30 protein-coding genes are annotated in these 25,104 nt (G+C 60.3%); 11 read left to right on the top strand and 19 right to left on the bottom strand.

The genetic code is table 11. The annotated features are described in order from the left end of the window. Positions 1–492 precede the first annotated feature (492 nt). Complete coding sequence (locus PYH37_RS16250) at positions 493–828, top strand: MmcQ/YjbR family DNA-binding protein (protein WP_280735943.1); 336 nt, start codon at positions 493–495, stop codon at positions 826–828. An 18-nt stretch (positions 829–846) separates the two neighbouring features. Here the strand turns inward: PYH37_RS16250 and PYH37_RS16245 are convergent, their stop codons facing one another. Continuing rightward, positions 847–1,314 (bottom strand): YcgN family cysteine cluster protein, encoded by a 468-nt coding sequence (locus PYH37_RS16245; protein WP_280735942.1) that lies wholly within the window; start codon positions 1,312–1,314, stop codon positions 847–849. 144 nt (positions 1,315–1,458) lie between these two features. On the opposite strand from PYH37_RS16245, the gene PYH37_RS16240 reads away from it, so the two are divergent. The 3 genes from PYH37_RS16240 to PYH37_RS16230 all read left to right on the top strand — a co-directional run bounded on the left by PYH37_RS16240 (position 1,459) and on the right by PYH37_RS16230 (position 4,903). Next, positions 1,459–3,672, top strand: a complete 2,214-nt coding sequence (locus PYH37_RS16240) for a transglycosylase domain-containing protein (RefSeq protein ID WP_280735941.1) — start codon at positions 1,459–1,461, stop codon at positions 3,670–3,672. A gap of 105 nt (positions 3,673–3,777) precedes the next feature. Next, positions 3,778–4,365 carry a DUF1214 domain-containing protein gene (locus PYH37_RS16235; protein WP_280735940.1) on the top strand — a complete coding sequence of 196 codons (588 nt, stop codon included), beginning with the start codon at positions 3,778–3,780 and terminating at the stop codon, positions 4,363–4,365. Further along, positions 4,358–4,903 (top strand): DUF1254 domain-containing protein, encoded by a 546-nt coding sequence (locus tag PYH37_RS16230; protein WP_280735939.1) that lies wholly within the window; start codon positions 4,358–4,360, stop codon positions 4,901–4,903. Before PYH37_RS16235 ends, PYH37_RS16230 begins: the two co-directional genes overlap by 8 nt. Positions 4,904–5,057: 154 nt before the next feature. Here the strand turns inward: PYH37_RS16230 and PYH37_RS16225 are convergent, their stop codons facing one another. The 3 genes from PYH37_RS16225 to PYH37_RS16215 form a co-directional block, all read right to left on the bottom strand. Further along, positions 5,058–5,225, bottom strand: a complete 168-nt coding sequence (locus PYH37_RS16225) for a hypothetical protein (RefSeq protein WP_280735938.1) — start codon at positions 5,223–5,225, stop codon at positions 5,058–5,060. 287 nt (positions 5,226–5,512) lie between these two features. Further along, complete coding sequence (locus tag PYH37_RS16220) at positions 5,513–5,797, bottom strand: hypothetical protein (RefSeq protein WP_280735937.1); 285 nt, start codon at positions 5,795–5,797, stop codon at positions 5,513–5,515. A 235-nt stretch (positions 5,798–6,032) separates the two neighbouring features. Next, complete coding sequence (locus PYH37_RS16215; RefSeq protein WP_280735936.1) at positions 6,033–6,725, bottom strand: SH3 domain-containing protein; 693 nt, start codon at positions 6,723–6,725, stop codon at positions 6,033–6,035. Between the two features lie 274 nt (positions 6,726–6,999). On the opposite strand from PYH37_RS16215, the gene PYH37_RS16210 reads away from it, so the two are divergent. Next, positions 7,000–8,073 (top strand): DUF2336 domain-containing protein, encoded by a 1,074-nt coding sequence (locus PYH37_RS16210; RefSeq protein WP_280736067.1) that lies wholly within the window; start codon positions 7,000–7,002, stop codon positions 8,071–8,073. Between the two features lie 103 nt (positions 8,074–8,176). On the opposite strand, the gene PYH37_RS16205 is transcribed toward PYH37_RS16210, so the two are convergent. Genes PYH37_RS16205 through PYH37_RS16195 form a run of 3 tightly spaced genes read right to left on the bottom strand, consistent with a single transcriptional unit; the run spans position 8,177 to position 11,100 of the window. Next, positions 8,177–8,533, bottom strand: a complete 357-nt coding sequence (locus PYH37_RS16205) for a DUF1491 family protein (protein ID WP_280735935.1) — start codon at positions 8,531–8,533, stop codon at positions 8,177–8,179. Positions 8,534–8,591: 58 nt separating this feature from the next. Continuing rightward, entirely contained in the window at positions 8,592–9,545 is a 954-nt protein-coding gene (locus PYH37_RS16200; RefSeq protein ID WP_280735934.1) for a peptidoglycan-binding domain-containing protein, read from the bottom strand. Then, a complete protein-coding gene (locus tag PYH37_RS16195) occupies positions 9,517–11,100 on the bottom strand; it encodes a sensor histidine kinase (RefSeq protein ID WP_280736066.1) in 1,584 nt (527 codons plus the stop codon). Before PYH37_RS16195 ends, PYH37_RS16200 begins: the two co-directional genes overlap by 29 nt. Positions 11,101–11,826: 726 nt before the next feature. On the opposite strand from PYH37_RS16195, the gene PYH37_RS16190 reads away from it, so the two are divergent. Together PYH37_RS16190 and PYH37_RS16185 are read left to right on the top strand one after the other, a co-directional pair. Next, complete coding sequence (locus PYH37_RS16190; protein WP_280735933.1) at positions 11,827–12,264, top strand: DUF5330 domain-containing protein; 438 nt, start codon at positions 11,827–11,829, stop codon at positions 12,262–12,264. Between the two features lie 343 nt (positions 12,265–12,607). Then, entirely contained in the window at positions 12,608–13,030 is a 423-nt protein-coding gene (locus tag PYH37_RS16185; RefSeq protein WP_280735932.1) for a SufE family protein, read from the top strand. Between the two features lie 277 nt (positions 13,031–13,307). Here the strand turns inward: PYH37_RS16185 and mucR are convergent, their stop codons facing one another. Next, complete coding sequence (gene mucR, locus PYH37_RS16180; RefSeq protein ID WP_280735931.1) at positions 13,308–13,739, bottom strand: exopolysaccharide biosynthesis transcriptional regulator MucR; 432 nt, start codon at positions 13,737–13,739, stop codon at positions 13,308–13,310. A gap of 62 nt (positions 13,740–13,801) precedes the next feature. On the opposite strand from mucR, the gene PYH37_RS16175 reads away from it, so the two are divergent. Next, complete coding sequence (locus PYH37_RS16175) at positions 13,802–14,095, top strand: hypothetical protein (RefSeq protein WP_280735930.1); 294 nt, start codon at positions 13,802–13,804, stop codon at positions 14,093–14,095. A gap of 43 nt (positions 14,096–14,138) precedes the next feature. Here PYH37_RS16175 and mnhG read toward each other — a convergent pair whose 3' ends face one another. The 7 genes from mnhG to PYH37_RS16140 are packed head-to-tail and all read right to left on the bottom strand — an operon-like array spanning position 14,139 to position 20,076. Continuing rightward, entirely contained in the window at positions 14,139–14,498 is a 360-nt protein-coding gene (gene mnhG / locus PYH37_RS16170; RefSeq protein WP_280735929.1) for a monovalent cation/H(+) antiporter subunit G, read from the bottom strand. Then, positions 14,498–14,884 carry a cation:proton antiporter gene (locus PYH37_RS16165; RefSeq protein ID WP_280735928.1) on the bottom strand — a complete coding sequence of 129 codons (387 nt, stop codon included), beginning with the start codon at positions 14,882–14,884 and terminating at the stop codon, positions 14,498–14,500. Before PYH37_RS16165 ends, mnhG begins: the two co-directional genes overlap by 1 nt. Further along, positions 14,881–15,357: a Na+/H+ antiporter subunit E gene (locus PYH37_RS16160; RefSeq protein WP_280735927.1), complete on the bottom strand. Its 477-nt coding sequence runs from the start codon at positions 15,355–15,357 to the stop codon at positions 14,881–14,883. Before PYH37_RS16160 ends, PYH37_RS16165 begins: the two co-directional genes overlap by 4 nt. Next, complete coding sequence (locus PYH37_RS16155) at positions 15,354–16,913, bottom strand: Na+/H+ antiporter subunit D (RefSeq protein WP_280735926.1); 1,560 nt, start codon at positions 16,911–16,913, stop codon at positions 15,354–15,356. Before PYH37_RS16155 ends, PYH37_RS16160 begins: the two co-directional genes overlap by 4 nt. Before the next feature lie 6 nt (positions 16,914–16,919). Continuing rightward, a complete protein-coding gene (locus PYH37_RS16150) occupies positions 16,920–17,297 on the bottom strand; it encodes a Na+/H+ antiporter subunit C (protein WP_280735925.1) in 378 nt (125 codons plus the stop codon). Continuing rightward, entirely contained in the window at positions 17,297–17,716 is a 420-nt protein-coding gene (locus PYH37_RS16145) for a Na(+)/H(+) antiporter subunit B (RefSeq protein WP_280735924.1), read from the bottom strand. Before PYH37_RS16145 ends, PYH37_RS16150 begins: the two co-directional genes overlap by 1 nt. Then, entirely contained in the window at positions 17,713–20,076 is a 2,364-nt protein-coding gene (locus PYH37_RS16140; RefSeq protein WP_280735923.1) for a putative monovalent cation/H+ antiporter subunit A, read from the bottom strand. The genes PYH37_RS16145 and PYH37_RS16140 overlap by 4 nt, the downstream gene beginning before the upstream one ends. A 273-nt stretch (positions 20,077–20,349) precedes the next feature. Between PYH37_RS16140 and msrB the strand changes: the two genes are divergently transcribed. Continuing rightward, complete coding sequence (msrB, locus tag PYH37_RS16135; RefSeq protein WP_280735922.1) at positions 20,350–20,757, top strand: peptide-methionine (R)-S-oxide reductase MsrB; 408 nt, start codon at positions 20,350–20,352, stop codon at positions 20,755–20,757. A 219-nt stretch (positions 20,758–20,976) separates the two neighbouring features. Next, positions 20,977–21,474, top strand: coding sequence for a hypothetical protein (locus PYH37_RS16130; protein WP_280735921.1), 498 nt, complete (start codon positions 20,977–20,979; stop codon positions 21,472–21,474). Between the two features lie 95 nt (positions 21,475–21,569). On the opposite strand, the gene trhA is transcribed toward PYH37_RS16130, so the two are convergent. The 3 genes from trhA to PYH37_RS16115 form a co-directional block, all read right to left on the bottom strand. Next, on the bottom strand, positions 21,570–22,232 hold the full coding sequence (gene trhA, locus PYH37_RS16125; protein WP_280735920.1) for a PAQR family membrane homeostasis protein TrhA: 663 nt from the start codon (positions 22,230–22,232) through the stop codon (positions 21,570–21,572). 311 nt (positions 22,233–22,543) lie between these two features. Continuing rightward, positions 22,544–22,888: a TraR/DksA family transcriptional regulator gene (locus PYH37_RS16120; protein ID WP_280735919.1), complete on the bottom strand. Its 345-nt coding sequence runs from the start codon at positions 22,886–22,888 to the stop codon at positions 22,544–22,546. A 56-nt stretch (positions 22,889–22,944) separates the two neighbouring features. After that, positions 22,945–23,367, bottom strand: coding sequence for a universal stress protein (locus PYH37_RS16115; RefSeq protein WP_280735918.1), 423 nt, complete (start codon positions 23,365–23,367; stop codon positions 22,945–22,947). 409 nt (positions 23,368–23,776) lie between these two features. On the opposite strand from PYH37_RS16115, the gene PYH37_RS16110 reads away from it, so the two are divergent. Next, on the top strand, positions 23,777–24,667 hold the full coding sequence (locus PYH37_RS16110; protein ID WP_280735917.1) for a VOC family protein: 891 nt from the start codon (positions 23,777–23,779) through the stop codon (positions 24,665–24,667). Between the two features lie 53 nt (positions 24,668–24,720). Here PYH37_RS16110 and PYH37_RS16105 read toward each other — a convergent pair whose 3' ends face one another. Then, on the bottom strand, positions 24,721–25,083 hold the full coding sequence (locus PYH37_RS16105; RefSeq protein ID WP_280735916.1) for a winged helix-turn-helix transcriptional regulator: 363 nt from the start codon (positions 25,081–25,083) through the stop codon (positions 24,721–24,723). Between the last annotated feature and the right edge of the window lie 21 nt (positions 25,084–25,104).

Genomic DNA, 25,104 nt, shown 5'->3' with positions numbered 1-25,104 from the left:
CTTAGGTGGTCTTTCTCAGCAATTGAATCCAGTTCCTCCGCCGTTGAGTCCGAAACTTCGAAGTGCGCTTCCGATTATATTGTGGAGCGGTCGCAGATTAATCGATTTAAGTTTTTTCAATCGTTTAAGTCGCTAACCCGCTGATTTACAAAGCCTTTATGATGTGGAAAGGTCCCGCCATCCTAAACGGCACATTCAGGAGGATCGGATGCAGACACGCGCGAACAAACAGCCCGCATCGCCACCGCAATCCAGAGTTCCGCAGCCGCTTCTCGATCGTTTTGAGAACGAGTGGCGGGAGATGCGCACGGCTGGCGAAGCTGCGCAGAAGCCCGTTCCGCCTGCAGAGTGACTTGCCGGCAGCGCCTGCCGAACGGTTCGGCCGTTCGGCAGGCCGCAAGAATCGACGACGGATATGCGAATCCCAGCCGCTTCTAAATCGAGGAGCCGCGGGCTTTTTGCCAAACAGCAATTCCGTGCTACTCTTTTTTCATGCTGACAGAAGAGCTTGAAAAACTGGCACTGAGCCTCCCGGGAACTCAGGAAAATGCCCATTTCGGAACACGCGATTTCCGCGTGGGCAAGCGCATTTTCATGTCGCTCCCCGAGGCTGGCCGCGCAGTCTTCAAGTTCACGCCCGACCAGCAGCGCATGTTGCTTGAAATGGAGCCAGGCGTCTGCGCGGCCGTTCCCGGCGGCTGGGGCGCGCGGGGCTGGACCTCGTTCTACTTCGTCGACGCCGATGAAGAGCTCGTCCGCCAAACCATGGAAACCGCCTGGCGCAACGTCGCACCGAAGAGCCTGGTCAAGAAGAACGGTCGTCATTGACGGCGAAGACTCGCCCGGCTACTTGACCGGCTCCGTTACGACTTCCAAGGGCCACGTGACCAAATAATCCTCGTAGTCTTCGATATCGACGCCGTCCTCGGCCACTGTGCGGCCGCGCACGGAGATCCCCGCCGCGTGCACGGTTTCCGGATCCCCCGAAACGAGCGGGTGCCACCAATAAAGATCCCTCCCCTCGCCGATCAGGCGGTAGGCGCAGGTCGGCGGCAGCCAAGTGATCTCGTGCACCACCTCAGGCGTCAACTGAATGCAGTCGGGCACCGTTGCCTGCCGATTGTCGTAGTCCTTGCAGCGACAGCTCTCTCCATCGAGCAGCGTGCACCGGATCGAAGTCCAGGCGATCTCGCCTGTATCCCAATCCTCCAGCTTGTTCAGACAACAGAGCCCGCAGCCGTCGCAGAGGCTTTCCCATTCGGCGTTGGACATTTCGTCAAGACTCTTCGTCTTCCAGAACGGCATTTCGCCCATTTCATCACACTTTCGTCACTTCCACGCCAACATGGAAACTTCGCAGAAAATTGCCGGTTTTTTAAGGCCGACGGCGCGATATGCAAGTAGATTGGAATTTCGCGCCGTGCAAATATCGTCGTAGCGCAAGGAAACCTTCGGGACATGAAAGCCGTGCAGGAACCGAGGAAAGAGGACAATCAGCCGAAGAGGCGACACATCTTTCTTCGAATCGATTCCTGGATCGACTCGACGGTGTGGAACGCAGGTTTTCGGCTGGCGGAATGGTGGGAAGACACCACCATTTTCTTTCGCCGCTTTCGTGTGCGCGGCTGGAAAAGAGCCTTTTTCGAAATTCTCGGCGAAGGCATGACCTGGGGGACGGCGGGCGCGGTGCTGATGCTGGCGCTGGCGCTGCCAGCCTTCGAGGAGACCAAGGGCAACTGGCGGGCGCAAAGCGACTTCGCCGTCACCTTCCTTGACCGCTACGGCAACGAGATCGGCCATCGCGGCATCATCCATGAGGATTCCGTTCCGATCGACGAACTGCCGGATCATCTCATCAAGGCAGTTCTCGCCACGGAGGACCGCCGTTTCTTCGATCATTGGGGCATCGATTTCCTCGGCCTGATGCGCGCCATGACCGAGAATGCCCGCGCGGGCGGCGTCGTCCAGGGCGGGTCCACACTTACTCAGCAGCTCGCGAAGAACCTGTTCCTGTCGAACGAACGAACGATCGAGCGCAAGATCAAGGAAGCCTTCCTCGCCGTCTGGCTCGAATCCAACCTCTCGAAGAAAGAAATCCTCCGCCTCTATCTCGATCGCGCCTATATGGGCGGCGGCACCTTCGGAGCGGCGGCGGCGGCTCAGTTCTATTTCGGCAAGGCGATCACCGACGTCAACCTTGCCGAGTCCGCCCTGTTGGCCGGGCTCTTCAAGGCTCCGGCGCGTTACGCGCCCCATGTCAACCTGCCGGCTGCGCGCGGTCGCGCCAACGAGGTTCTGTCCAATCTTGTCCAAGGCGGATTGATGACCGAAGGCCAGGTGATTGCCGCCCGTCTCAATCCCGCGACCGTGATCGACCGCGCCCAGGTCAAGGCGCCGGACTTTTTCTTGGACTGGGCCTTCGAGGAGGTCCAACGCATCGCCGCGTCCTTTGCCCAGCATTCGCTGATCGTGCGCACGACGATCGACATGGGGCTGCAGCAGGCAGCCGAGGAATCGGTGGAATCGAGCCTCCGGCAATATGGCGAGAGCTACAAGGTTAAACAGGGCGCCCTGGTCATGATCGAAAACGGCGGCGCCGTGCGCGCCATGGTCGGCGGCCGCGACTATGGCGAGAGCCAGTTCAATCGCGCCACCCGCGCGCTTCGCCAGCCGGGCTCGTCCTTCAAGGTCTATACCTATGCGGCGGCAATGGAAAAGGGCATGACGCCGGAGACCGTCGTCGTCGATGCCCCGATCACCTGGCGCGGCTGGTCGCCGCAGAATTACGGCCGCAGCTATTCCGGCCGGGTAACCCTGATGACGGCGCTGGCGAGATCGATCAATACGATTCCGGTCCGGCTCGCCAAGGACAAGCTCGGCACCGAAGTCATTGCCCAAACCGCAAAGAAGATGGGCATTGAAACACCCATCCGCACCGACAAGACCATGCCGCTCGGCACCTCGGAAGTGACCGTGCTCGACCAGGCGACGGCCTATGCCGTCTTTCCGGCCGGAGGCTTCCAAACGCGACGGCACGGTATCAGCCAGATCCTCAACTATGACGGCGACATTCTCTACGATTTCGGTCGCGATGCGCCGCCAGCGCGGCGGGTTCTGAGCGAGCAGGCAATCTCCTCGATGAACCGTATTCTTACCCAGATCCCGGTTATGGGAACCGCGCGCCGAGCAGCTCTCGACAACGGCATCGTCACGGGGGGCAAGACCGGCACCACGCAAGCCTATCGCGATGCATGGTTCGTCGGATTCACGGGCGACTACACGACAGCCGTCTGGTTCGGCAATGACGATTATACGTCGACCGACAAGATGACCGGCGGTTCGCTGCCGGCCATGACCTTCAAGAGGCTGATGGATTATGCCGAACAGGGAATCGACCACCGTGCGATCCCCGGCATCGAGCCGCTTCCGGACGCGCCGAAGAAACCTGCCGCGGTGGCGGATGCCAAGCCGGACGAAAACGCTTTCCCCCCGCTCGTTCGTCCACGATCCCTCTCGTCCGAAGTGACCCGGCTGTTGAAATCGATCGGCGAGAGACTCGAAAAAGCACCGACCCTCAAAACGCCGGGGAAGAGCAATGGAAAGGTCGCCGTGCTCGAAGCACCGGAGGAAGGTTCTGCCAAACGGCTCACAGCGAATGCCACCAGCGATTGACTTCACAACCATAAGTCCGTTCTCTGACGAACACGCCAGACGCCATCGCCGCAGAGCAGACCAAAGCGGGCGGGGCAAACAAGACATCATTCGATAGAGCCGCCGTTGTTCCGAATTCCCCTCCTCGTCGCACTTGCACTGACCGTCGCGTTCGGCGGCGGCATCGTTTCGGCCATATGGGCGCTAAAGGCAACGGTCGGTTTTGGCTCCATCGCGATCGGCCCATGGGTGGCGTTCCCGGAGGCGCAAACCATCGCCGCAGACCCCTATGCCAAGGCGCACCGCGCTCGTGCAGGCGAATTGCTCTACGGCGGTGCAGAGGGACTGATGTTTACCGCCGCAACCGACGACAGCGGCGCGCGGCTCTCGGCCGCCTGCTCTTACGAGGTCTCCGGCATCACGCCACCAGCCCGTTTCTGGACACTCTATGCGACGACATCCGATGGGATCACGTTGCGGCCGGGTCCGGAGATGCCCTCGGCAATGAATTCGTGGACGGTGTTGCGCTCCAAGGACAGCAGTTTCGTCATCCACGCGTCACCGTTCGCTCGGCCGGACAACTGGCTTGCCATCCGCCACCAGGGCAATTTCAATCTCGTACTGACCTTGCTCGACACGCCGACGGCCGGCTCTTCCGGACTGATCGACCTCGCCATGCCCAAGATCGTCAAGACCGGGTGCGGAAATGCGTAGCGTGCTTTTCGCCATTCTCGTGGGCCTGGTCGGCGCGGCGCTCCTGCACATCGTCATCGTGCTCGCCCTGCCGCAATTCACCGGCCGGGACGCCTATACGCGGGTGCTTGGACTGCTGGAAATGGACAGCTTTTTTTCGCTGACTGCACAGCCGGGCGCAACAGGCCTGGACAACAGCGATCCTTATCTGCGCACCGCTGTCTGCAGCTTCTCGATCGCCGATACGCCGGCGCGCTTTATCGCCCGCGGCGCCGTGCCGTTCTGGTCGCTCTCGGTTTTCGACAGCAGCTCGAACGAAGTCTTCAGCATGAACGACCAGACGGCCGTCAACGGCAATCTGGACCTGGTCGTTGCCACACCCATCCAGCTCGTCGACCTGCGTAAATCGCCGCCCGAAGCGCTGGCGCAATCGATCATGATCGAGATGAAGGACGCGGAAGGCTATGCTGTTCTTCGCGCGCTCGCGCCTCTCCGGAGTTTCGAGGAACAGGTCCGCAACTTCCTTTCCGAGTCGAGTTGCGAGCCCTTTCGCCGCTAACCCATAGCCGGACGGTTGCCACCGGTTCCAATCTTCAAGAACGGAATGGTTATACTTGGGAATGGTTGTGGAGGTTGGCGGCTCTGAAGATCGCAGCGACCTTCACCGACGCGAGCGCTCCCGGATGAACGGATCGCTCTTCGCCAAGAAATGTTTACTGCTTGATCCGGTGTCCTGGCGGCGCTTTGGGCTGCGGCCCGCGGCCGTCCAGACGCTCGTAGCGGATACCTGTGAAGAGCAGCACTTTGGCGCCGCCTGAGGTGACGGGAGGCCTTCGCGGTGTTTTGACCTTGCGGTCCTGCATTCTGATTACGTCTGCCATGCTCGTCTCCATACTTCCATGAGACGGATGAACTACCGTACAGATTTCACCCTGCCCGCTCGCGGGCTGACGCATTTTCCAGGACATAGGCCGGACAGACGCGCCCTTCTCATTTGCTCCTTCTTCCGGTTGCCCGGATCTCTTCCGTTTCGGTTCACATCAGATGCGGGACCGATCATAACCGGCCCGCCTCGATTGAGCCATAGCCTGGTTAACGGTATCTTAATTCAGGCCATAGCACCTTAACCATCTTCAATCTGGCCGGGACGGGCCTGATAGCGATCCTCTCAGCGTCTTGCAAGCAAGCCGAACAGGAAGGCGACGCCGGCTACGGTCAAAAGCGCCGAGATCGGGTCCTCGCGTACACGTTCGCGCATTCGCTCCGTCATCAATTCCGCTTCGGTTTGCACGACCGCCCTCGCCCCACTGCCGATGGCCGTCACCGTTTCGGTCAAGCGGCTGATCTCCGTCCTCAAATCCGCAATCTGAGCTTCAAGCTCCGCCTGTGCGCCTACGGTCCGTGTTTCGGCATCTGTTTCGGCGCCAACTGCCGCCAGATTCTTGTCCGCCATTTCTTCGCTCCTTGCTTTTGCGCGATGTCAACGCAGCGCATCCGGATTGGTTCCCTCTACCGGCGGCCCAAAATCCCAGGCGGAAAGACGCGAGCAAAAAGAAAAGCGGGCGACAATCGCCGCCCGCTCTGCATTTGCGGTAGCTCTCCGCACCCGCGCCTCTCGGGCGCGGGTGCGAGAATCCGGATGGGCAGGACCAGCTATCTCGTGGATGCTCGTGCCGGCATTTTACCTCCTAATTCTCCTCGCATCGGAAATCGCCGGCCGCACAATCCGGTACGTTTCTCGAGTCATCTTCGCCCCTGGATTCGCGGCGCCGCCGGTCCCGTTGCCCCTGGTCGTCTTCATCGCCTCTACGCCGCCATTGGTCGTCATCACGGCGTTCCCCTTCCCACTCCCGCTGGACGCGTTCCCGATCGCGTTCCCATTCGCGGCGTTCTCTGGACTGGCTTCGTTCCCATTCGCGGCGATCGCGGTCGGCCTGGCGTTCCCAGTCACGGCTGTCGCGGTTTTCCTCGACCCAATCCGGGCCGCGGCGCCAGCGGTCGCGGTCGCGATAGAAGTCGCGGCCCCGGTAGTTGCGGTCCCAATAGCGGTCGAACTGGAAAACGACCGTCGGGATCCCGAGCGGACGATAATATTCCGGCTCCAGATAAACCCGGCTGCTGCGATAGATGGCTTGCACATAGCGGCCCGCGACCCATCCGCGGCCGCCATAGAAGGAAACGTCGCACCAGGGTCGGTCCGCCAGGCATCCATGGATTTCCACCGATTCGGCTGCCGGAATCACGGCAACGGCCGGATAGCGCGTGCTCGGACCCGAGCGCATATTTACGTTGGCAGTGGCAAAGCCTTCCGCCGCCTCCGCGATCGCCGGCATGAGCAACAGCGCGCATACGGCCGCCGCCCGCAAAAACGCATTCTTCACAGATGTATCTCCCATGGGAAAGCCGCATTGGCCTTCTCTTTCGGCGGGCATAACGCCCTTCACCGTCTGTGGGATCAAATAGAACCGCTTGTGGACTTTTTAAGGCTGACGCGCTGCTGCCGGCTCGATGTTTATTGGGAAAATTTTGGAGCCTGCTGTCGCCACGGCCGCGCCGCAAGCCTGAATAAAGCCCCAACGTCCATAGTTAATGCTACGCTAACGTTTTAATTTTATTTTTGGTGACGTGTGCCGTTCCGAACCACCGGCAATGGCAATGTTTTGCGTGCAAGGATATCTCGTGACGAACCGGTTTCGTGAGTTGGAAAGGCCGCAGACCGGCCGGCTGAAGGACGTCGTGCTGATGGCGACAGTCACCGGCTTCGAAAGTCTGCGCATTCCGCGCAAATCCGACATGAAACAATTCGCCGAACTGTTCGAACCATTGTTTCTCGGTTCCAGCAATGAGGCCCGTCGTCAGGCGGCGGCCGCCCTTTCCCAATGCGCCCAGGTTCCGGAATCTGTTGCGCTTCTGATCGGCAGCATGCCGATTTCCATCGCCGCGATCTTTCTCACCCGATCGAAAGCAATCTCCGACGAGACGCTTATTTCCATCGTCCGCCGGCAAGGGTCGGCTCACGCCAAGGCGATTGCCCGCCGGGAGAACCTATCGCCGTTAGTCATCGACGCGCTGGTCGAGCACCATCAACCCGCAACTCTGCCGGAGCGGCCGCATGGCGACGCGGATCGGTCCGCAGCGAGCACTCTTTACTCGACGACGCCCATCAGCCCATCCTCAGACCGCCCGTCACGTGAAGAAAAGCTGCGCGAGGAGATCAAGGCACTGGCGCGTGTCGGATCGCAGGATGCTAACGGAACGTCGCGTGTCGTCCGGCCGATCGATGAGCTTCACCAGGCGCTGCTCGTGCGCTTTGCCCGAAATGGTGAAGCGAGCCTCTTTGCCACCGCTCTTGCCGACGCGTTAGGCGCGAGCCGCGCGCTCGCCGAACGCATTCTGCTGGACGTCTCCGGCCAGCAACTCGCCGCAACGCTTTCGGCAATGGACTTTCCCGCCGACGATACGCGCTTCCTGCTCGAGAGCCTTTATCCGCATCTTTCGGAAAGGCTCGGCGGTAGCAGCCGTGCCGAGGCGCTGATCATGAGCGTTGGCAGGAAAGCCAGCCTCGAACGGCTAGAGGCCTGGCTTCGCGTCGATGGAAACGGTGCAGCACCGGTGCGGCACGAGGCCCACTTCGCCGAAAACCGCGTCTCCGATTCCCGGCGACAAGAAGCGCGCACCGCTGCCGTTCAAGGCGATGCCACGCAACGTCTTGCATGGTCCCTTAAATAGGAACCGATTTAAGGACAAAACCATGCAGCAATTCAACGCGCTACAGCGGCCTTTATGCGTCTAAAAGGACGCACGGCGCTGTAGAGGTCTGGGAAGGCGGTACTCATCTGCCGGCGGCGGTTGCATCGGTGATCTCGAACAGATCGCCGCAGTCGTCGAGCTCGATTTCGACGATCCAACAGTCCGGATCGAAGCGAATTTCCGAGGAAAGAACGCTGTCGACGTTTTCCGGCTCTTTGTCCTGGAGCCGCACCTCGAATTTGCGGCCGGGCTCACTTGCATCGTCGAAAAAACTCTGCGGAGCCGGCGCATAAAGCGTCTCAGTTCCAAATCGCGTGCGCTGACGGATAAAGATCGCTCCAGCCTCTTCGGCACCTTTGCGCAAGACCGCCGCGTAGCCGCCGCGCCCAAAGACGCTCCGCAACAGCGAGGAAACGAAGATGTGGGATTTCAGACGCATTCAAGGCTGATACACGCCATACCATGCGTATGCAAATGACCCGGATGTCGCATAGCTGTCAGAGGGCGCCGATTTCCTTCAGTTTTTTGAGAACCTTGACGTTCGGTTCGCCAGTCTGCGGCAGCCTGTAATGCTTTTCGAAGTGACGGATCGCGGCACGCGTCTGGTCGCCGGCAACGCCGTCCACAACGATATCGGCATAGGCAAGATTGCTCAGTCCCTTCTGGATGGTCAGCACCATTTCGTTCGAAACCGGAATCTCGGTACGGGGAGCGAGCATCTCGTTCTCCGCCGTACGAATTGCGGCGGCGACCGGATCGGCGCCGGCCGGGACCGTCTTTGGATCGGCGTAAGGGCGCGCGCCCGGAGTAACCGCGGCAGGCTCGGAACTGCTTGCCGTCCGCAGCCCCCGTAGCAGATCGGCGCTTGCCGTACCGGTCTCCATGCGCCCGGCCTGCTTCTCGAAGCGAAGAATCGCGGCCGAGGTTTTCGGACCGCTACGGCCATCGGGTGTTCCCTCGTAGAGGCCGAGCCGCGCCAACTCCTTCTGGACGTCCGTAATAATCGCCGAGCCGGCACCCGAGCCGACTTCCGTTCGGTCGCCCGATCCCGCCTCGGCCTCGTGCGGTGCGCTAGCGGTCACATCCTCGACATTCTCCGCTTTCGCCGCGCCTTGACGCTCAATGACGAAGGTCGTCACGTTACGAGGTTGAACCGTCTCACCGTTGGCAGCCGCCAAGCGTTCTGCAATCTCTGGACTGACCAAAGGCACGCGCGTGCGCAGAAGCGGCGACGGATGAGCACCAGGCTGGTACCACATGGCGTTGGCCGCGACGAAACTGAAGACGATGGCGAAGGCGGCCGATCCGCCGGCACCGACCGGATGGCGGGCCATCAGCCTCCCGCCGAACACCAAGCCGCGACCGGCGAGCGCCAAGCCCCGCAAGGCCAGGCCTGGCCGCGGTTGCGCCCTCCTTTTCCGCTCAGGCTGTTTTCGCTTGCGCGGAGCCATGTCCCTCGTCCATTCCCTCTTTCTGGAAAGCCTTCGGCAGTCCGTGCTTTCCGAAATCACCGTCCTCCCGGCCACGCTCCTTCAATCGCGGCGGAAACTCCACCGGGAGGGGCGCCGCCAGGTGCTCGCGCCCAGCGTCCACGATTCCGGAGCCGTCGCACGGGATAGAAACCACGACCACGGTTCCCTCACCTTCCGAACTGCGGATCGAAACGTTGCCGCCGTGCAGTGCAACCAAGCCTTTGACCAGTGAAAGGCCGAGTCCGGTACCTTCGTAGCGGCGGGTATAGTCATTCTGAATCTGGACGAAAGGTTGGCCAAGCATCTGCAGCTTGTCTTCGGCAATGCCAATGCCCGTGTCGCTGACGGTGAGCTTCAGCGTCGCGCCCTGGGTTTCGGCATCGACGGTGACAAGTCCTCCTCCATCCGTGAATTTGATGGCATTGCCGATGAGGTTGATCAGTATCTGCTGGAACGCACGCTGATCGGCGTTGACCTCGCCCACAGAACGGTGGACGCGGCTCACCAATCTTACCCCTTTTTCACGCGCCTGATGCGATAGCATGGCCTCGCAGGCAGCGACCGCCTCAATCACGCGGAAAGGCTCCGGGACCAGTTCGTAGCGTCCGGCTTCGATCTTGCTCATGTCGAGCATGGTGTTGACCACGGACAAGAGATGCATGCCGGATTTGTGGATCAGCGACACATATTCGCGCTGCCGGTCATTCTCCAGCTTTCCGAAATATTCCCCGGAGAGGACATCCGAAAAGCCGAGAATGGCATTGAGCGGCGTGCGCAGCTCGTGGCTTACGGCGGCGAGGAAACGAGTCTTGGCATCGTTTGCTGATTCGGCTTGCGCGGTCTTTGCGGCGGCTTCCGCTCGCAGGCGAGCCTCTTCGGAGACATCGCGCGATTGGGCGACGATTGCCGCCAGCCGCCCGTCCGTGTCACAGACCGGCGTCATTTCGCAGCGCATGTGCACGAATTGCGCCGCTTCGGACGGCAACGATAGCCGTTCGAGGCGGATATCGACCGCGGATCGGGCGCCGCCCTGCCGCAACACATCAATTGCCCTGAGAAAGACGATGCGATCCGAGACGTGAATCTGCTCGATGAATCCGCGTCCGCTCGGGTCGCGCATCAGCTTCAAATGGTCGACCGCATCGCGGCCATGAACCGAAAGAACGTTGCCGCGCACATCGTGGACGGTCACGAGACCGGCGAAAAGGTCGTAAGCGGCAGAAAGCTCGGACTGTTCGGGTGCCGGCATCGCTTCCGTATGGCCCGGCATCGGCGCGACGCGGCTGCCGGCAATAGTTGCAGCAGCAGCCAACAACGAGGCGGAGGCCCAGAGCGCGGTTCCCGCCGGCAGGGCAACAGAAACCGGCAATACCGCCGCTAAAGCGAGCGGGACGATCGGAAGGGCGGTCAACGAGACGGCCGCGACGGCACGCAGCCGCTTGAAATCATGGCGTGCGACAACGGAACCAGCTGCGCGGCGCGGCAGCCACGGTGCGGCCGCTGCATCCGCACGGGATGTCCATTTGCCAGCCATGTCACGCAATACACTCACGCCTTGCCCTGCCACCTTTGTTGTTTTTGCGAGACAATCGCAAGTCCGTTTCTGCGTTTCGCAGCGCCTGTCGGACCGCCTCGTGATGATCCGAATCTCGCATCCCCGACTTAATGAAAGAATAAGCGGGCCACCCGAGAGGACACGGCAAAAGGCCGAAAATTCCCGTTTTGGGGCAATTCGGGCGAGCTTCGTCTGTTGTGGTTAACGGGGCGTAAGCAGCGGATTTTTGTGGATTTTCCGGTTTCTGTTAAGGATTTGGGCAGGGTGGGCGGACGCCTGTGCCCAGACCTTCGGGCTTGGCCTTCGGCACTCTGCCATGAACCTTAACGGCAATCACTAAAATGCGAGACAAATCACCATGGCGAATATCGAAATCGGGCGTTTCATTAAATTTTGAAGCAAATCCGATTGTTTTTGGAAAAGCCGCCTTGTGATTCCCATTCTACAGTCGAGTTCAAGATATGACCGGAGCTGAAGGTGAAAGGCTCCGAGCGTGGAACGAAGAACGAGCGTGGATATCAGGCTTTCGCGCTCTAGCTGCCGATGGCGGCAAAACCGGCTACTCCATGACTCCTTAAACCGGAATCGGTTTAAGGACAAAATTATGCAGCAATTCAAAGTGCTACAGTGACCTTGCGCGCCTGAACGGCGAGTGGCGCTATAGCAGACCGGAGCTGCGGCAGGCGTAAAGAGGATGGGCAGGACATGTGGTTTCTCGTAAAGGCGACGTTCTGGTTTTCGCTGGTGCTGATACTGCTGCCGTTCCTCGATCCTTCGAGCACGAGCAAGCTGGAGCACGGTCCGAAGGTCGAAATCGGCGATACCGTTTCCGCCGCCAATGAGGCCTTCCAATATATAAGCGCGATTTGCATCCAGAAGCCCGATGTTTGCGAGAAAGGTACAGAGACCTTCGTCGCTCTCGGCCATCGAGCCCGCGAAGGCGCCCGGATCGCTTATGAATTCCTGAATACCCAATTTGCCGAGACTGATGCCGGCACGCCCGACTCCAAGGTTATGACCGGTACGGTCGCTCCCTTGGCGGAGGTAACGTCCGCGGAAACGCCAAACGCAACGGTGCCCACCTTTAAACGCACGCCGGTTCCGGAAAAGCGCCTCGAACCGGAAGCGGCCTCCACCAAGTAGCCGCTCGCGCGGCTGGAGCGAGTCTGTCCGCCTTGCAGCGTCTTCTTTTCTGTCGCTGCCGCACCTACGACGCCGTGCGTCTTTTCAGATGCGCAAAGTCGCTGTAGCACTTTGAATTGCTGCATGTTTCCTTAAATCGGCACCGATTTAAGGAAACATGCAGTAGGAATGCCTGCGTTCGCCCTGAAAATCGCTTTGACTGTTCTCTTTACGTCCAGCATCTCCTATATGAGGGTGAACAAGACCCTGGGGCTCCATGCTGTGGGCAACGGGGCTGAAACAGGGCGCGTTTTCGCGGGGACGGCTGTCGTTTCGCCAAGATGCGCCGGTATTCGGACCGCCTATGACGTCGCTTGACCAGATCATTGATGACTTCGCCTTCCTCGACGAATGGGAGGACCGCTATCGCTATGTGATCGAGCTGGGCAAAAGCCTGCCTGAAATGCCGCAAGCCTGGAGGACGGGCGAGAATAAGGTCCAGGGTTGCGCGAGCCAAGTCTGGCTGGTAACCCGCGCGGCCGGTGACCCGGACGACCCGGTTCTCACGTTCGAGGGGGAGTCGGACGCGCATATCGTCCGAGGTCTCGTGGCGATCGTGCTTGCTATCTATTCCGGCAAGCGGGCGTCTGAAATCGCCAAGCTCGACGCCCTCGACGTCTTCGGCAAAATCGGCCTCATCGAGCATCTGTCGGCGCAACGCGCCAACGGTCTGCGTTCGATGCTCCGCCGGATTAAGGGCGAGGCGGAAACCCGCCTGGCGGCCTGACGGCGCCCGACGCCTGAGGAACGTAGCCGGGCGAACAATCCAAATTCAGTGCGCACGAAAAAGCCGGGCTGATGGCCCGGCTCATGTTTCGGCAACGCAGTACCGCACATCACACAGACACTTGTTCATCCGTGTGCGCGCGAAATGCTCACTCGACCGGGCGGGCCCTACAGCGCCGAGCGTCTTTTCAGGATTGCTGCAGCACTTTGAAGTGCATGGTTTCGTCCCTTAAATCGGTTCCGATTTAAGGGACAACGCAATAGAGCCGGCCCAGATTTCATTTGCCGCGACGCTTGCGACGCTGTCCGAGGCCCATTTCCTTGGCAAGACGCGAACGGGCTTCGGCATAGGCCGGTGCAACCATCGGATAATCTGCAGGCAAATCCCACTTTTCGCGATACTCTTCTGGCGAAAGGTTGTGGTGTGTCATCAGATGGCGCTTCAGCGACTTGAAGGTGCCGCCGCACTCGAGGCAGGTGATCTGGTCGTCCTGAACAGACTTGCGGACCGAAACCGCGGGCTTCGGCTTCTCGACCGGAACCACCACGGGCGCAGGAGCCGTCGTGTTGTTAAGGGCCGAATGGACATCGGCTATGAGCGTCGGAAGCTCGGCAACCGGAACCACATGGTTGCTAACGTAAGCGGCAACGATTTCCGCCGTCAGTTCAACCAAGAGTTCATGGCTCGCACCGAGCGTAGTTTCTGTCATTTCTTTCTCCTATCGGAATCCAGCAACAAAACCTGAAACACTGTTTCAGAGGGGTGTGCAAAATGCCGCCAGCAGCGCTTGCTGCCTTGGATTTGACCGATAATCGCGTGGCAGAGACCACTGTTCTGCCGCACATCAAGGCTCGAGTTGCAACAGGGAAATCCGTCACCAAGGTATCGGAAGGTCGACACCTCAAAGCAACGGACAAGTTTCACAACCCAAGCTGGAATTTCAGTTCAAAGTATTTTCCACGACGACACTTTACATTTACTGGATTAACACTGATCCGCCAAAAGTCCAAACATAATTTTATCCGACAGCAGCAACTTTATTCCAAATTGCTAAAATTGAAGTGAGCCGCAGAACTGTTCTGAAATACAGAGACAGAAACGCTGCCGATCAATGTCGACGCGCCTCTTCCCCTTGTGGAAGCTGATCTATCACCGAAAGCTTCGTCATCCGGTAGCCCGCCTGATGCGCAGCTTTCGCCAGGAGATGGGCCGAGATCGGCGCCGTCAGCACAAAGAAAACAAAGCCTGCAAGCGCACGGATGAAGACCGCGACGTCGAGCGAGTGCAGACCAGCGGCAAAGAGCAACAGACCCGAGCCGACGGTTCCGGCCTTCGAGGCGGCATGCATACGCGTATAGAGGTCGGGAAACCGTAAAAGGCCAAGCGCCGCCAGCAACGAGAAGGACGCGCCAACCACCAGGATCAGCGCGACCGCGAGCGTGACGGCGGTCTCGATTTGCGCTCCCATCAGCGCTCTCCCTTACGTTTGCGGCGCGCCGCCTGCCCAGCCTTGCCGCGCTTCAAAGATGATTTCGTGCCCGCCACCGCTTGCAGCCGTTCAGCCTCCCGCTCCGGAGCAAGGCCGCGCGCCAGGATGAACCGCGCAAAGGCGATGGTCGCCAGAAAGCCGACGAGGCCGAGAGCGATCGCGATGTCGATGTAGAGGCTGAAACCGGTCTTGATGGCGATCACCGCAATGAGGCCGATGGCAATCGCCACCAACATGTCGAGACCGAGTACGCGGTCCGGCAACGTCGGTCCGCGAATGATGCGCAACACCGTCATCAGCAGCGCCAGCGACAGGAGCACGAGCGCCAGGCCGATGGCGGCGGCAAGGACCGTATCCGGCGTCATCGTTCGAAGGCCTCCCGAATGCGTCGCTCGAAACCGCGGGCGATGTCCTGTCTGAGCGCGCCGGGATCGGCGCAGTCAAGAGCATGAACATAGAGCGTCTTGCGATCGTCCGAGACGTCAACCGAAAGCGTGCCGGGCGTGAGAGTAATGAGGTTGGCCAACAAGGTGATCTCGAAATCGCTTTTCACCGTCAGCGGATAGGCGAAAATGCCGGGCTTCAGCGCCATCCTCGAGCGCAGCACCAGGATCGCGACCTTGGTTGCGGAAATGGCAAGCTCTTTGAAGAACAGCAATGTGAGAAGCAGCAGCCGCAGCGGTCTAAGCGGATAGGTGACGGGTTGAAGCTCGCGTCGGATCAGCCAGAGCGACAAGGCACCGACGGCGAAACCGAGCACGAGGTTCGCAGGCGTGAAACTGGCGCTGATGGCAGCCCAAATAATGGTGAAGATCAGATTGATCACCAGGAACTTCATTGCGGTCCTCCTGCGGGAAAGACCGAGTTCAGATAGGCGGACGGCTCGGCAAGCCCTGCTGCGGCGCTCTGGATCGCCGAAAGCAGCGGTTCGGGATAAAGGCCAATTCCGAGCGTCAGCAGCACGAGCGCCGCAAGTGGCGCCAATGTTGCCGGAGAAGGCGGCGCCGTCTCGCCAGTCGCAACATCCTCCTCGCGCCAATAGGCGAAGAGAAAGAGACGGCCGGTGACGATCATGGTGAGGAAGCCGACAAGCAGAAGCGCAGCGGCAAGCCACCAGGCGCCTATGTCCAAAGCCGCCTTTACGAGCATGACCTTCGGCCAGAAGCCGGAAAAGGGCGGCAGGCCGGAAACCGCGAAACACAGCATCAACGTGAGCGCGGCAAATCCTGCATGCTTGCGGTAAAGACCGGCGAGCGTTGCAATCGATGAGCTTGCGCCAAGGCGCATCGCAATTCCCGAGGCGAAATAGAGGCCGGTCATTACCAGCATCGAATGCAGCGCGTAGAAGATGGCGCCGCCGATGCCGCCGGGACCGCCGATGGCGATGCCCGCGAGCATCGAACCGATGCCCGAAACAATGAGATAGCCGAGGATGCGGCGAAAATCCGTCTGCGCCAGCGCGCCAAGAACACCGACGATCATCGTCACCGCCCCGGCGAGCGCCAGAACGAAGCTCAGCTCCTCCCTCTCGACCGGGAAAAGCATGACCATCACCCTGATCAGCGCGTAGATGCCGACCTTGGTCAGCAGCCCGGCAAAGAGCGCCGATACGACCACGCGCGGCGTATGGTAGGAGGCCGGCAGCCAGAAGTTCACCGGAAAGGCCGCCGCCTTCATACAGAAGGCAAGCATATAGAGCGCCGTCAGCGTCATCAGCGGAGCGCTATCGCGCAGGGCTTCCGCCTTGCGCGCGACATCAGCCATGTTGAGCGTACCGAAGATCGCGTAAAGATATCCTGTGGCGGTCAGGAAAAGCGTCGTCGCAACAAGATTCAGGAATCCATATTTGACGGTGCCGTCGATCTGCTCGCGTTCGGAGCCGAGAACCAGCAGACCGAAGGACGAGATCAGCAGCACCTCGAACCAGACATAGAGATTGAAAACATCTCCCGTCAGGAAAGCTCCGGAAACCCCCGCCATCAACAGCATCAAAAATGGATAGAAGCCGTAGCGCCGGCCGCTGTCGTTGATATCGGCAAGCGAGAAGACGCCGGCCGCGAATGCGACGAGCGCCCCCGCCAGCGCGAACAACGCCCCGGTCAGGTCGACGGTGAATGCGATGCCGAAAGGAGGCAGCCAGCGGCCCATGACCATCGTCACCGGACCGTTCGTTGCCACATGTTCGAGAAGCAGTCCGTCGATCAGCACCAGACCAGCAAGTCCCGCAATGGCGATGACCGGGTGAAAGCCGATCGGGCGGCGGAGCATAACGAGGAAGGCGCCAACCGCCAGGCACCAGGCTACCGGTAGGATAACCAGCCAATCGGCTGCCGTCGTCGGCGCGAGGACGAGCGCAGCGGAAAGATCGGCGGGGGGAGAGCTGATAGCAGCCATGGATCGTCAATATCCCAGCGGCGGCGCCGGCTCGCTCACCGGCTCGGCAACGCGCATCTCGTCCGTGTTATCGGTCTGAAGGTCATCATAAGCCCGCCAGGAAAGAACGAGCAGGAAGGCGAAGAAGGAAAAGGAGATGACGATCGCGGTCAGGATCAGCGCCTGCGGCAGCGCGTTCGCAGCCGGACCGACAAGCGTATCGGCTCCGCCGGCGATTACCGGCGGCACGTCACGCGTCAGCCGGCCGGCTGTGAAGATCAACAGGTTGACGGCGTTTCCGAGGATAGCGACGCCCAAGAGCACCCGGATGATGAACTTCGACAGCAGCAGATAGACGGCAACGGTGAAAAAGATACCGACGAGCAGGGCGAACCAGGCCTCCATCACTCCCCTCCCCGCTCTTCGAGCGACAGCGCAATCGAGCTGATAGCCCCGACGACGACGAGATAAACGCCCGTGTCGAACAGCATGAGGGTGGAGAGCGGGATCTCGACGCCGATAAAGGACGGGTAGACCCAGAGCCCCGTCATGAAGGGCACCCGGACAAAGATGGAGATCAAGCCCGCGACCGTGGCGAAGAAGAGGCCCGTTCCGGCGATCACCATCGGGTGGAAATAGATCGCATGGCGCACGGTCTCCACCCCGTGGGCGATGCCGTAGATCGCGAGCGCCGATACGGCAATCAATCCGCCGATAAACCCGCCACCCGGTTCGTTGTGGCCGCGCAGCAGCACAAAGATCGAAAAGAGCATCATCAGGCTTGTCAGAAACGGCGCGACCGTGCGGAAGATCACCGATTTCATGCGCGTTCCTCCGCAGCCGGCTGCTGCATCTCCGCGCCACGCTTGAGTGATCCTGCCCTCAGGCGAACGAGCGAGAGAATGGCGAGGCCGGTGATCATCACGACGGCAATTTCGCCGAGCGTGTCCGTGCCGCGGAAATCGACGATGATAACGTTGACGACATTGGCGCCGTGGGCGATCGACTTTGAATGGTCATTGAAGAACTCCGTCAATGTCGCGTCGAAGGGCACGCCGGTGGCCGCCAGCAGAAGAAATCCGAAACCGAGGCCACAGGCGAGCGCGACGGCGAGATCGGGAACCCTCTGACGCAGCGGGCGGTGGTCCGAAGGTGACAGGCGAAGCCTCGTCATCACCAGCGCCAGCACGACCACCGAAAGCGTCTCGATCATGAACTGGGTGAAGGACAGGTCCGGTGCGCCGTAGAGCAGGAAGATTACGGCGACGGCAAAGCCCTGAATGCCGAGCGAGACGATCGCGGTCAGGCGATCGGCGGCGAGCGCCACGGCAAAAAGGCCGGCGACGGCGATCGCCATGATGGCGAGCTCATGCGCCGGCACGTCGGCGGCAAAGAACGGCGCGCGCGGCAACTCGCCGTAATAGGCCGGTACCGCCAGAAGCACGACGGCGACCAGCATGAAGGTGACCGTCATATAGATCTCGAACCGCCCAGCTTGCAGCCGGCGGGTCAAAGCTACGGCGAAGCGTACGAGACCGCCGATGAACTGGTCGAAGCCGCGGTCCGGCCCCCAGCCGATATCGGCCAGGATTGCCGTCATAAGTCCACGCAGACGGGCAAGATTGAAGTAGAAGACGACGCCAACGAGCACGGTGACGGCGGAAAGCAGGAGCGGCGCACCGACATGCGGCACGAGCGAAATCGTCACCGTTCGCGGCTCGCCGGCGATTGCCGAAGCCATCGGCGACGAGATCAGCCGATGCGCCATTCCGGACATCAGTGCGACGGAAAGCCCTTTGACGGCGAGAATGGCGGGGCCAAGCCAGAGGAGGACCGGTGCCTCATGGGGGGACTTGGGCGTACTCTGCTTCGGCCCGAGAAAGGGTTTCAGAGCAATCGCGAAGGCGACCGCGAACATCAGGGCATTACCGACTATCGCTAGCGACGCAAAGACGATGGAGCGACGGTCGAAACTGGAGAGAGCGTAATAGATTTCCTCCTTCGCAAGGAAACCGAAGAAGGGCGGCAGGCCGCCCATGGAAAGCGCTGCGGCGAGCGCGATCAGAAAGGTCAGCGGCATGGCGGAACGCAGGCCGCCAACCTCCGTCAGATCGCGCGATCCGGTTTCATGGTCGATGATGCCGGCCACCATAAACAGCGCGCCTTTAAACAGCGCATGCGCCACGAGGTAGAGCGCCGCGGCCTCGATCGCATGCGGCGCGCCGAAACCCGTCAGCATGACGAGAAGACCGAGCGACGACATCGTCGTATAGGCAAGCATCAACTTCAAATCGGTCTGGCGCACCGCCAACGCCGCCCCGGCGATAAGCGTCGTCACACCGAAAAGCGGCAGCAGGATCTGCCATTCCGGCGTCCCGCCGAGCACCGGATTGAGCCGCATTAGAAGATAGACACCCGCTTTCACCATCGTTGCCGAATGCAGATAGGCCGAAACCGGTGTCGGCGCCTCCATGGCGTTCGGCAACCAGAAGTGGAAGGGGAACTGCGCCGACTTGGTGAACGCGCCGCCAAGCACCAGGAGAAGTATAGCGAGATAGAACGGGCTCTCTTTCAAGTCGGCGCCGAAAGAGAGCAGGAGCGAGAACTGCGTAATGCCGCTCACATTCCAGAGGATGAGAAGCCCGGCGAGCAGCAGCAGACCGCCGCCCCCCGTTACGACCAAGGCCTGCAGCGCCGCGCGGCGGGCTGCCTCGCGCCCATGGTCGAAACCGATCAGCAGGAAGGAGGTAATCGACGTCAACTCCCAAAAGACGAAGAGCATCAGGAAGCTGTCCGAGACGACAAGGCCCTGCATGGATCCCATGAACATCAGGATGAACGAAAAGAAGCGCCCCTGCTGCGGGTGTCCTTTCAGATAGCCGCCGGAATAGAGCACGATCAGCGCGCCGATACCGGAGATCAGGAGAATGAAGGTGAGCGACAATCCATCGATCAGCCAGGAAAAACTGACATTGAAGGACGGGATCCAGGCATAGCCGCCGGTGACGATCTCCCCCTGCGCTATCTCTGGCAGGAAACGGAGAAAATGCACGAAGATCGCGGCCGGCGCGAGGGCCAGAAGCCAGGCAGCATTTTGGCCAAGAAACCGCGTCAGCACCGGCGCCACGAGGGCCGCGACGAAGGGTAGACCGAGGGCCAGAAATGTCAGGGCCGCGACATCCATCGTCTTGGCACGCTCCTTTACTGCTTGAACCGCGGTCAAGCCAGTACCGCACATAAAAGAAGGGCGGTTCCGCCTCAAGAGCGAATCGACAACGACTGCCCTTATGCGACGGATATACTGAAGAAAGCCAAGCAAAAGCTGACCAGCTCCCGGCTTTTGCACAACGGTTGCGGCGATAGCCGGGCGAGATCGTGTATGGAGATCCGGGACGCCTGTTTGGCAGCGCGCCGTCGTGATCTTATATAATCGCCGCTACCGATGAGGAGACTGACGATGGCCGATGGCCGCACGCGGAAAGTACAGAAGACGGACGAGGAATGGCGGGCGCTGCTGACGGCCGAGCAATATCGCATTACGCGCGAACATGGCACCGAACGCCCCTTTACCGGCCCCTTCCTCGACAACAAGAGATTTGGTACGTACAAATGCGTCTGTTGCGGTCGAGCACTCTTCCGGTCCGACACGAAATTCGATTCAGGTTGCGGCTGGCCGAGTTATTTCGCACCGGTAGATCCGCAGGCGATCGCCGAATATGTCGACCGCTCGCACGGAATGGTAAGGACGGAAATCCGCTGCGCCGATTGCGATGCCCATCTCGGCCATGTGTTTCCGGACGGTCCCCCGCCGACGGGCCTGCGCTATTGCCTCAACGGCACCGCGATGACCTTCGAAGAGGACTGACTGGGACGCTCGACAGGGCGCTGGCATCTGCCGACTGTTCCATCAGGAACAGCGGGGGAGACCTCGCCGCGAAGCTACCGATAATCCTTAAACTCTAATCGATTTGAGGATAAAATTATGCAGCAGCTCAGAGCAACCACGGCGGCCTTCACCCATCTGAGGAAACGCGCGGCGCTGTAAGGGGAGCGGCAGGTCAAAGCAACCCGAGAGGACGCCCGCATGCGCCGTGCCTTTTTTGCATTCGCTCTCCTTGCGGTCCTCGCCCCGCCCGCCGCCGCGCAGGACGATTGGCATCCCTATGCCAATCCCCGCTTCGGCTACACGATCGACATACCGCCCGGGTTCGAAATGCGCCAGCAATCGGACAACGGCGATGGCGCAAGCTTTCATGCGGACGACAACGGGGCGACGCTGACGGTGTTCGGCAGCCACCCGTCTGACGGTGATTTCGAGACCGACGTCGCCGAGCACATCGGTTACGAGAAGCAGGACCAGTGGAGAATACTCTTCTCCCGCATCACGCCCGTCTGGGCCAGCTTCTCCGGTGCGCGCGACCGCGAGGTGTTCTATGCGCGCGCGATAGCACTCTGTGACGGCAGCGCCGCCTATTTCAGGCTGCAATACCGCAAGACCAAGCTGACGAGTTTCGACGGCGTCATCTCGCGCATGGCCGAGGCGCTGAGACCGTCGGAGAATTGCCAACAGGCGCCCGATTGAATTGCGGCAGCAATTCAAAGCGTTGCAGCGACTTTTTGCGTCTGAAAAGACGCACGGCGCTGCAAAGTGTTACAGCACCGGCATTATAGAGGCGATCAGGATGCGGTAGCACTGCTGATGCAGCTCACGACAGCCGAGTAGTGCACAGCCGAACCAGCAACGACGAAGCCATGCCAGATGGCGTTCTGGAAACGCAACCGCTCCCAGATATGGAAGATGACACCGATCGAATAGATGATCCCGCCAGCGACGATGAGGGCAAGGGTCGTTCCGCTCAATGCCGCAAACAAGGACTTCGCTGCAAGAAGTCCGCTCCAGCCCATAGCCAGATAGAGCAGGATCGCGAGCCGGTCGAAACGCCCTGGGAGCAGGCATTTGATCGCAATGCCGGCGGCCGCGATCGCCCAGATGCCCATCAGCATCGAGAAGAGAAACGGATCATCCCAGCCGCGCTGGAGAAACGGCGTATAGGTCGCGGCGATCAGGATGAAGATCGACGAATGGTCGAGACGCCGCAGGAACCATTTCGTTCGAGAGACCGGATAAAGATTATAGAGGAATGAAACCGACAGCGTAATGACGAGCCCCGCTCCGTAGATCGCGGCTGCGACGAGCTGACCGGACGTGCTCCAGACGGTCGCATAGAAAATCAGGGCCGTAACGCCGACGAGCGCAGCGCAAAGCCCGATGCCGTGGACAATTCCATCGGCGATCAGCTCCGATAGGTCGTAGTCCCACTTGAAGTCGCTGCTATCCACGCGGCCCCTCCGGATTCCGCTTAGGCACGTAATTAATTCGGATAAGTAAACGAGAGGATGAAAAACCAGGCCCCCTTTTTCCGTCCCATATCGGTTCATCGTGCCATAGGGAACTCTCCCGGCAAAGAGCAGGAATGCGGCGAAAGGATCAAATTTTGCAACGCATTACAACACTGCGCTGACGTCGGGCGCAAAGCGGGACACTTCGACGGCATGGCCAATTCCTTGCCGTTGAGCAGGAGTGCGGGCCGAAGGTGCAGGTCCCAGTTCCTGTTGAAGGTGGCCCGACCGGAAAGAAGATGTCCAACACTTCACCTTGGGCGGCCGGAAACCTCCGCCGCACAGGTCTGGCAGAGAGGCGTGTGCGGCACGGAGTGCAGTCTTTTCGGCGAAATCTGTTCGCCGCAACGCACGCAGATGCCAAAGGTCCCTGACGCAATTCGATCGAGTGCCGCGTCGATGGCGCGAATTTCGCCTTGGCCTGCAAGGCCAAGCCCCTCCAACACTTCGTCGCTTTCCCGCTCCGTGACCCGATCCGGCACGTCGGCGTTCATCGGCTGATCGAGGTCTTCCTCGATCTTCACCAGCCGGCCATAGAGTTCGCGTTTGCGGCGTAGAAGTTGTTCGCGAAAATCGTCAAGCGCGTACTTGTCCATTGCGTAGGCTCCTTGAGTCGCGGTGCGGCAGGACCACACCGCCTTTTTGTTGTTGGTTACCGATCGACGAGGACGGCGCAGGGGCAGTGGCTGACCACGCGGCTGGCAGTCGAACCGATGAAATAGTCGATCAGCCCCGGGCGGTGCGACGCGATAATCACGAGGTCCGCGTTCTCTTCCTTGGCGAGAGCGTTAATGGTGCCGGCCGCTCCGCCGGTGCGGATTTCGATGCGGCCCTTGATGCCATGTTTGGTCTTCAGCGCTTCCAGCGTCTTGGCCGCATGCTTGCGCGATTCCTCGATCATCTCCAGCGGAAAATCGACGATCATATATCCCTGGGCATAGGCATTCAGGTCTTCGACGACGTTGAGGAGAACGATCTCGCCGTCCTTATTGATTAGCTTCTCGGCGATGCCGAGCACGGACTCGCCATGCTCCAGCTGATCCATGGCAATCGGGACGATAATTTTCCTATACATTCAGTTACGCTCCTTCTGTTGCGTTCCCGGATCGCCGGTGCGGAAAATGAAGCCAATCCTCAAGATCACGATGATAGCGGATTGAGCAATTCAAGGTGACCATTTCCTCATAGGTCGGCGCGAGATACGAGGCGGACAATGAGCTCAGCTCTCCGTCATCCGTGCCGACCCGAAGTTGAGCGGAGGGGCCTCTCCGACATTGATTGAGATCACATCGGCCGCAACACTCGCACTCACATCGCTATAGGAATGAGGTAGAGCGACGGCTGCGACCGTCAACGTTCATCGAACACAACATCAAGTAATATAATAGCTTTCGTGAACGCGTTCACGTGCCCATATTGGGTTATGGTTTCAAGAAACCGCGACCGGCGATCGCAGGCCGGCCTGTGGGCCCGAAAGGCAGACGATGAAAGACACTACACAGTCGCATTCGATGATGCATCTTCCCGCCGATCACGCTGTCGCCATGCCGGCCTATATTGAGCGGTCGCACCTCGTCGTGCAGGATTTGCCGACGGTTTCCGCCTGGTATCGGCGGATCCTCGGGCTTGCGCCCATCGAGACGAGCGCGAGCGGCGAAACGCTCGGCGTCGCCGGACGTCCGTTGCTGACGCTGACGACCGATAGCAGCGCGGCAAAGGCGCCGCGCAGCGCGCCCGGCCTGTTTCACAACGCGATCCTCGTTCCCGATCGCCAAGAACTCGGTCGCTGGCTTGCGCATGCCGCACAGAGTGGCATTCACCTGCAGGGCGCATCCGACCACCGCGTCAGCGAGGCGATCTATCTTGCCGACCCGGAAGGCAACGGCATCGAGGTTTACCGCGACCGACCGCGCGCCGAGTGGACCTATAAGCCGGATGGTACGGTGGAAATGAGCACCCTACCGCTCGACCTGCAGACGCTCTATGACGAGGTCCCGAAAGATGGGTGGAGCGGTCTCGCTGCGGGCACGACGATCGGGCACATTCATCTCCAAGTCTCCGATATACCCCAGGCGGATGCATTCTTCCGAGACGCGTTGGGATTCGACCTGATGGCGCGCTATCCGGGCGCGAGCTTCTTTGCCTCTGGCAAATATCACCATCACGTCGCTGCCAATGTCTGGAACTCGCGCGGCGCATCGAAGCGCCAAGGCAATATGACGGGCCTCTCCGACTATACGATCCGCCTCAGAGATCGGGAGAGGCTTGCAGCAATGGTCCAGAAGCTTGAGGAACTCGATATAGCAGTGAGCAAGGAGGGCGACATTCACAGCCTCATCGATCCGTGGGGCATCGGTGTCAAACTCGCCGCATAAAGTTCCTGTCACCGGCTGCTACTGTCTGCGCGCCCACGCCTCCCCCGTCGCCATCAGGCACTACGGTCGTATTGCTGCTGCGCGGCGAGGACAGCTTCGACATTTTCCTCGGCCCAACGCGCGAGCGCCGTAGCGGTCGTCGACAATGTGCGGCCCAGCGGCGTAATCGAGTATTCGACCGTCACAGGCACCGTTGCGAAAACTTCGCGGCGAACGAGCCCGTCGCGCTCAAGTTTTTTCAGCACCTGCGACAGCGCCTTCTGTGAAACACCCTCGATTTCGCGTTTCAGCCTGTTGAAACGCATCGGGCTTTCGTCGAGCCTCGCGAGGATGAGGACCGCCCATTTGTCCGCAAGCCGGTCGAGCACCAGCCGCGTCGGGCAGGCCTGCATGTAAACGTCGTATTCCTTCACCATCAACTCCGCAGCAGCTTCGAA

It is taken from the genome of Sinorhizobium numidicum (genome assembly GCF_029892045.1).
Taxonomy (GTDB): domain Bacteria; phylum Pseudomonadota; class Alphaproteobacteria; order Rhizobiales; family Rhizobiaceae; genus Sinorhizobium; species Sinorhizobium numidicum.
The sequence above is the reverse complement of the archived record's forward strand: the minus strand, read 5'-3'. Positions and strand labels throughout refer to the sequence as shown.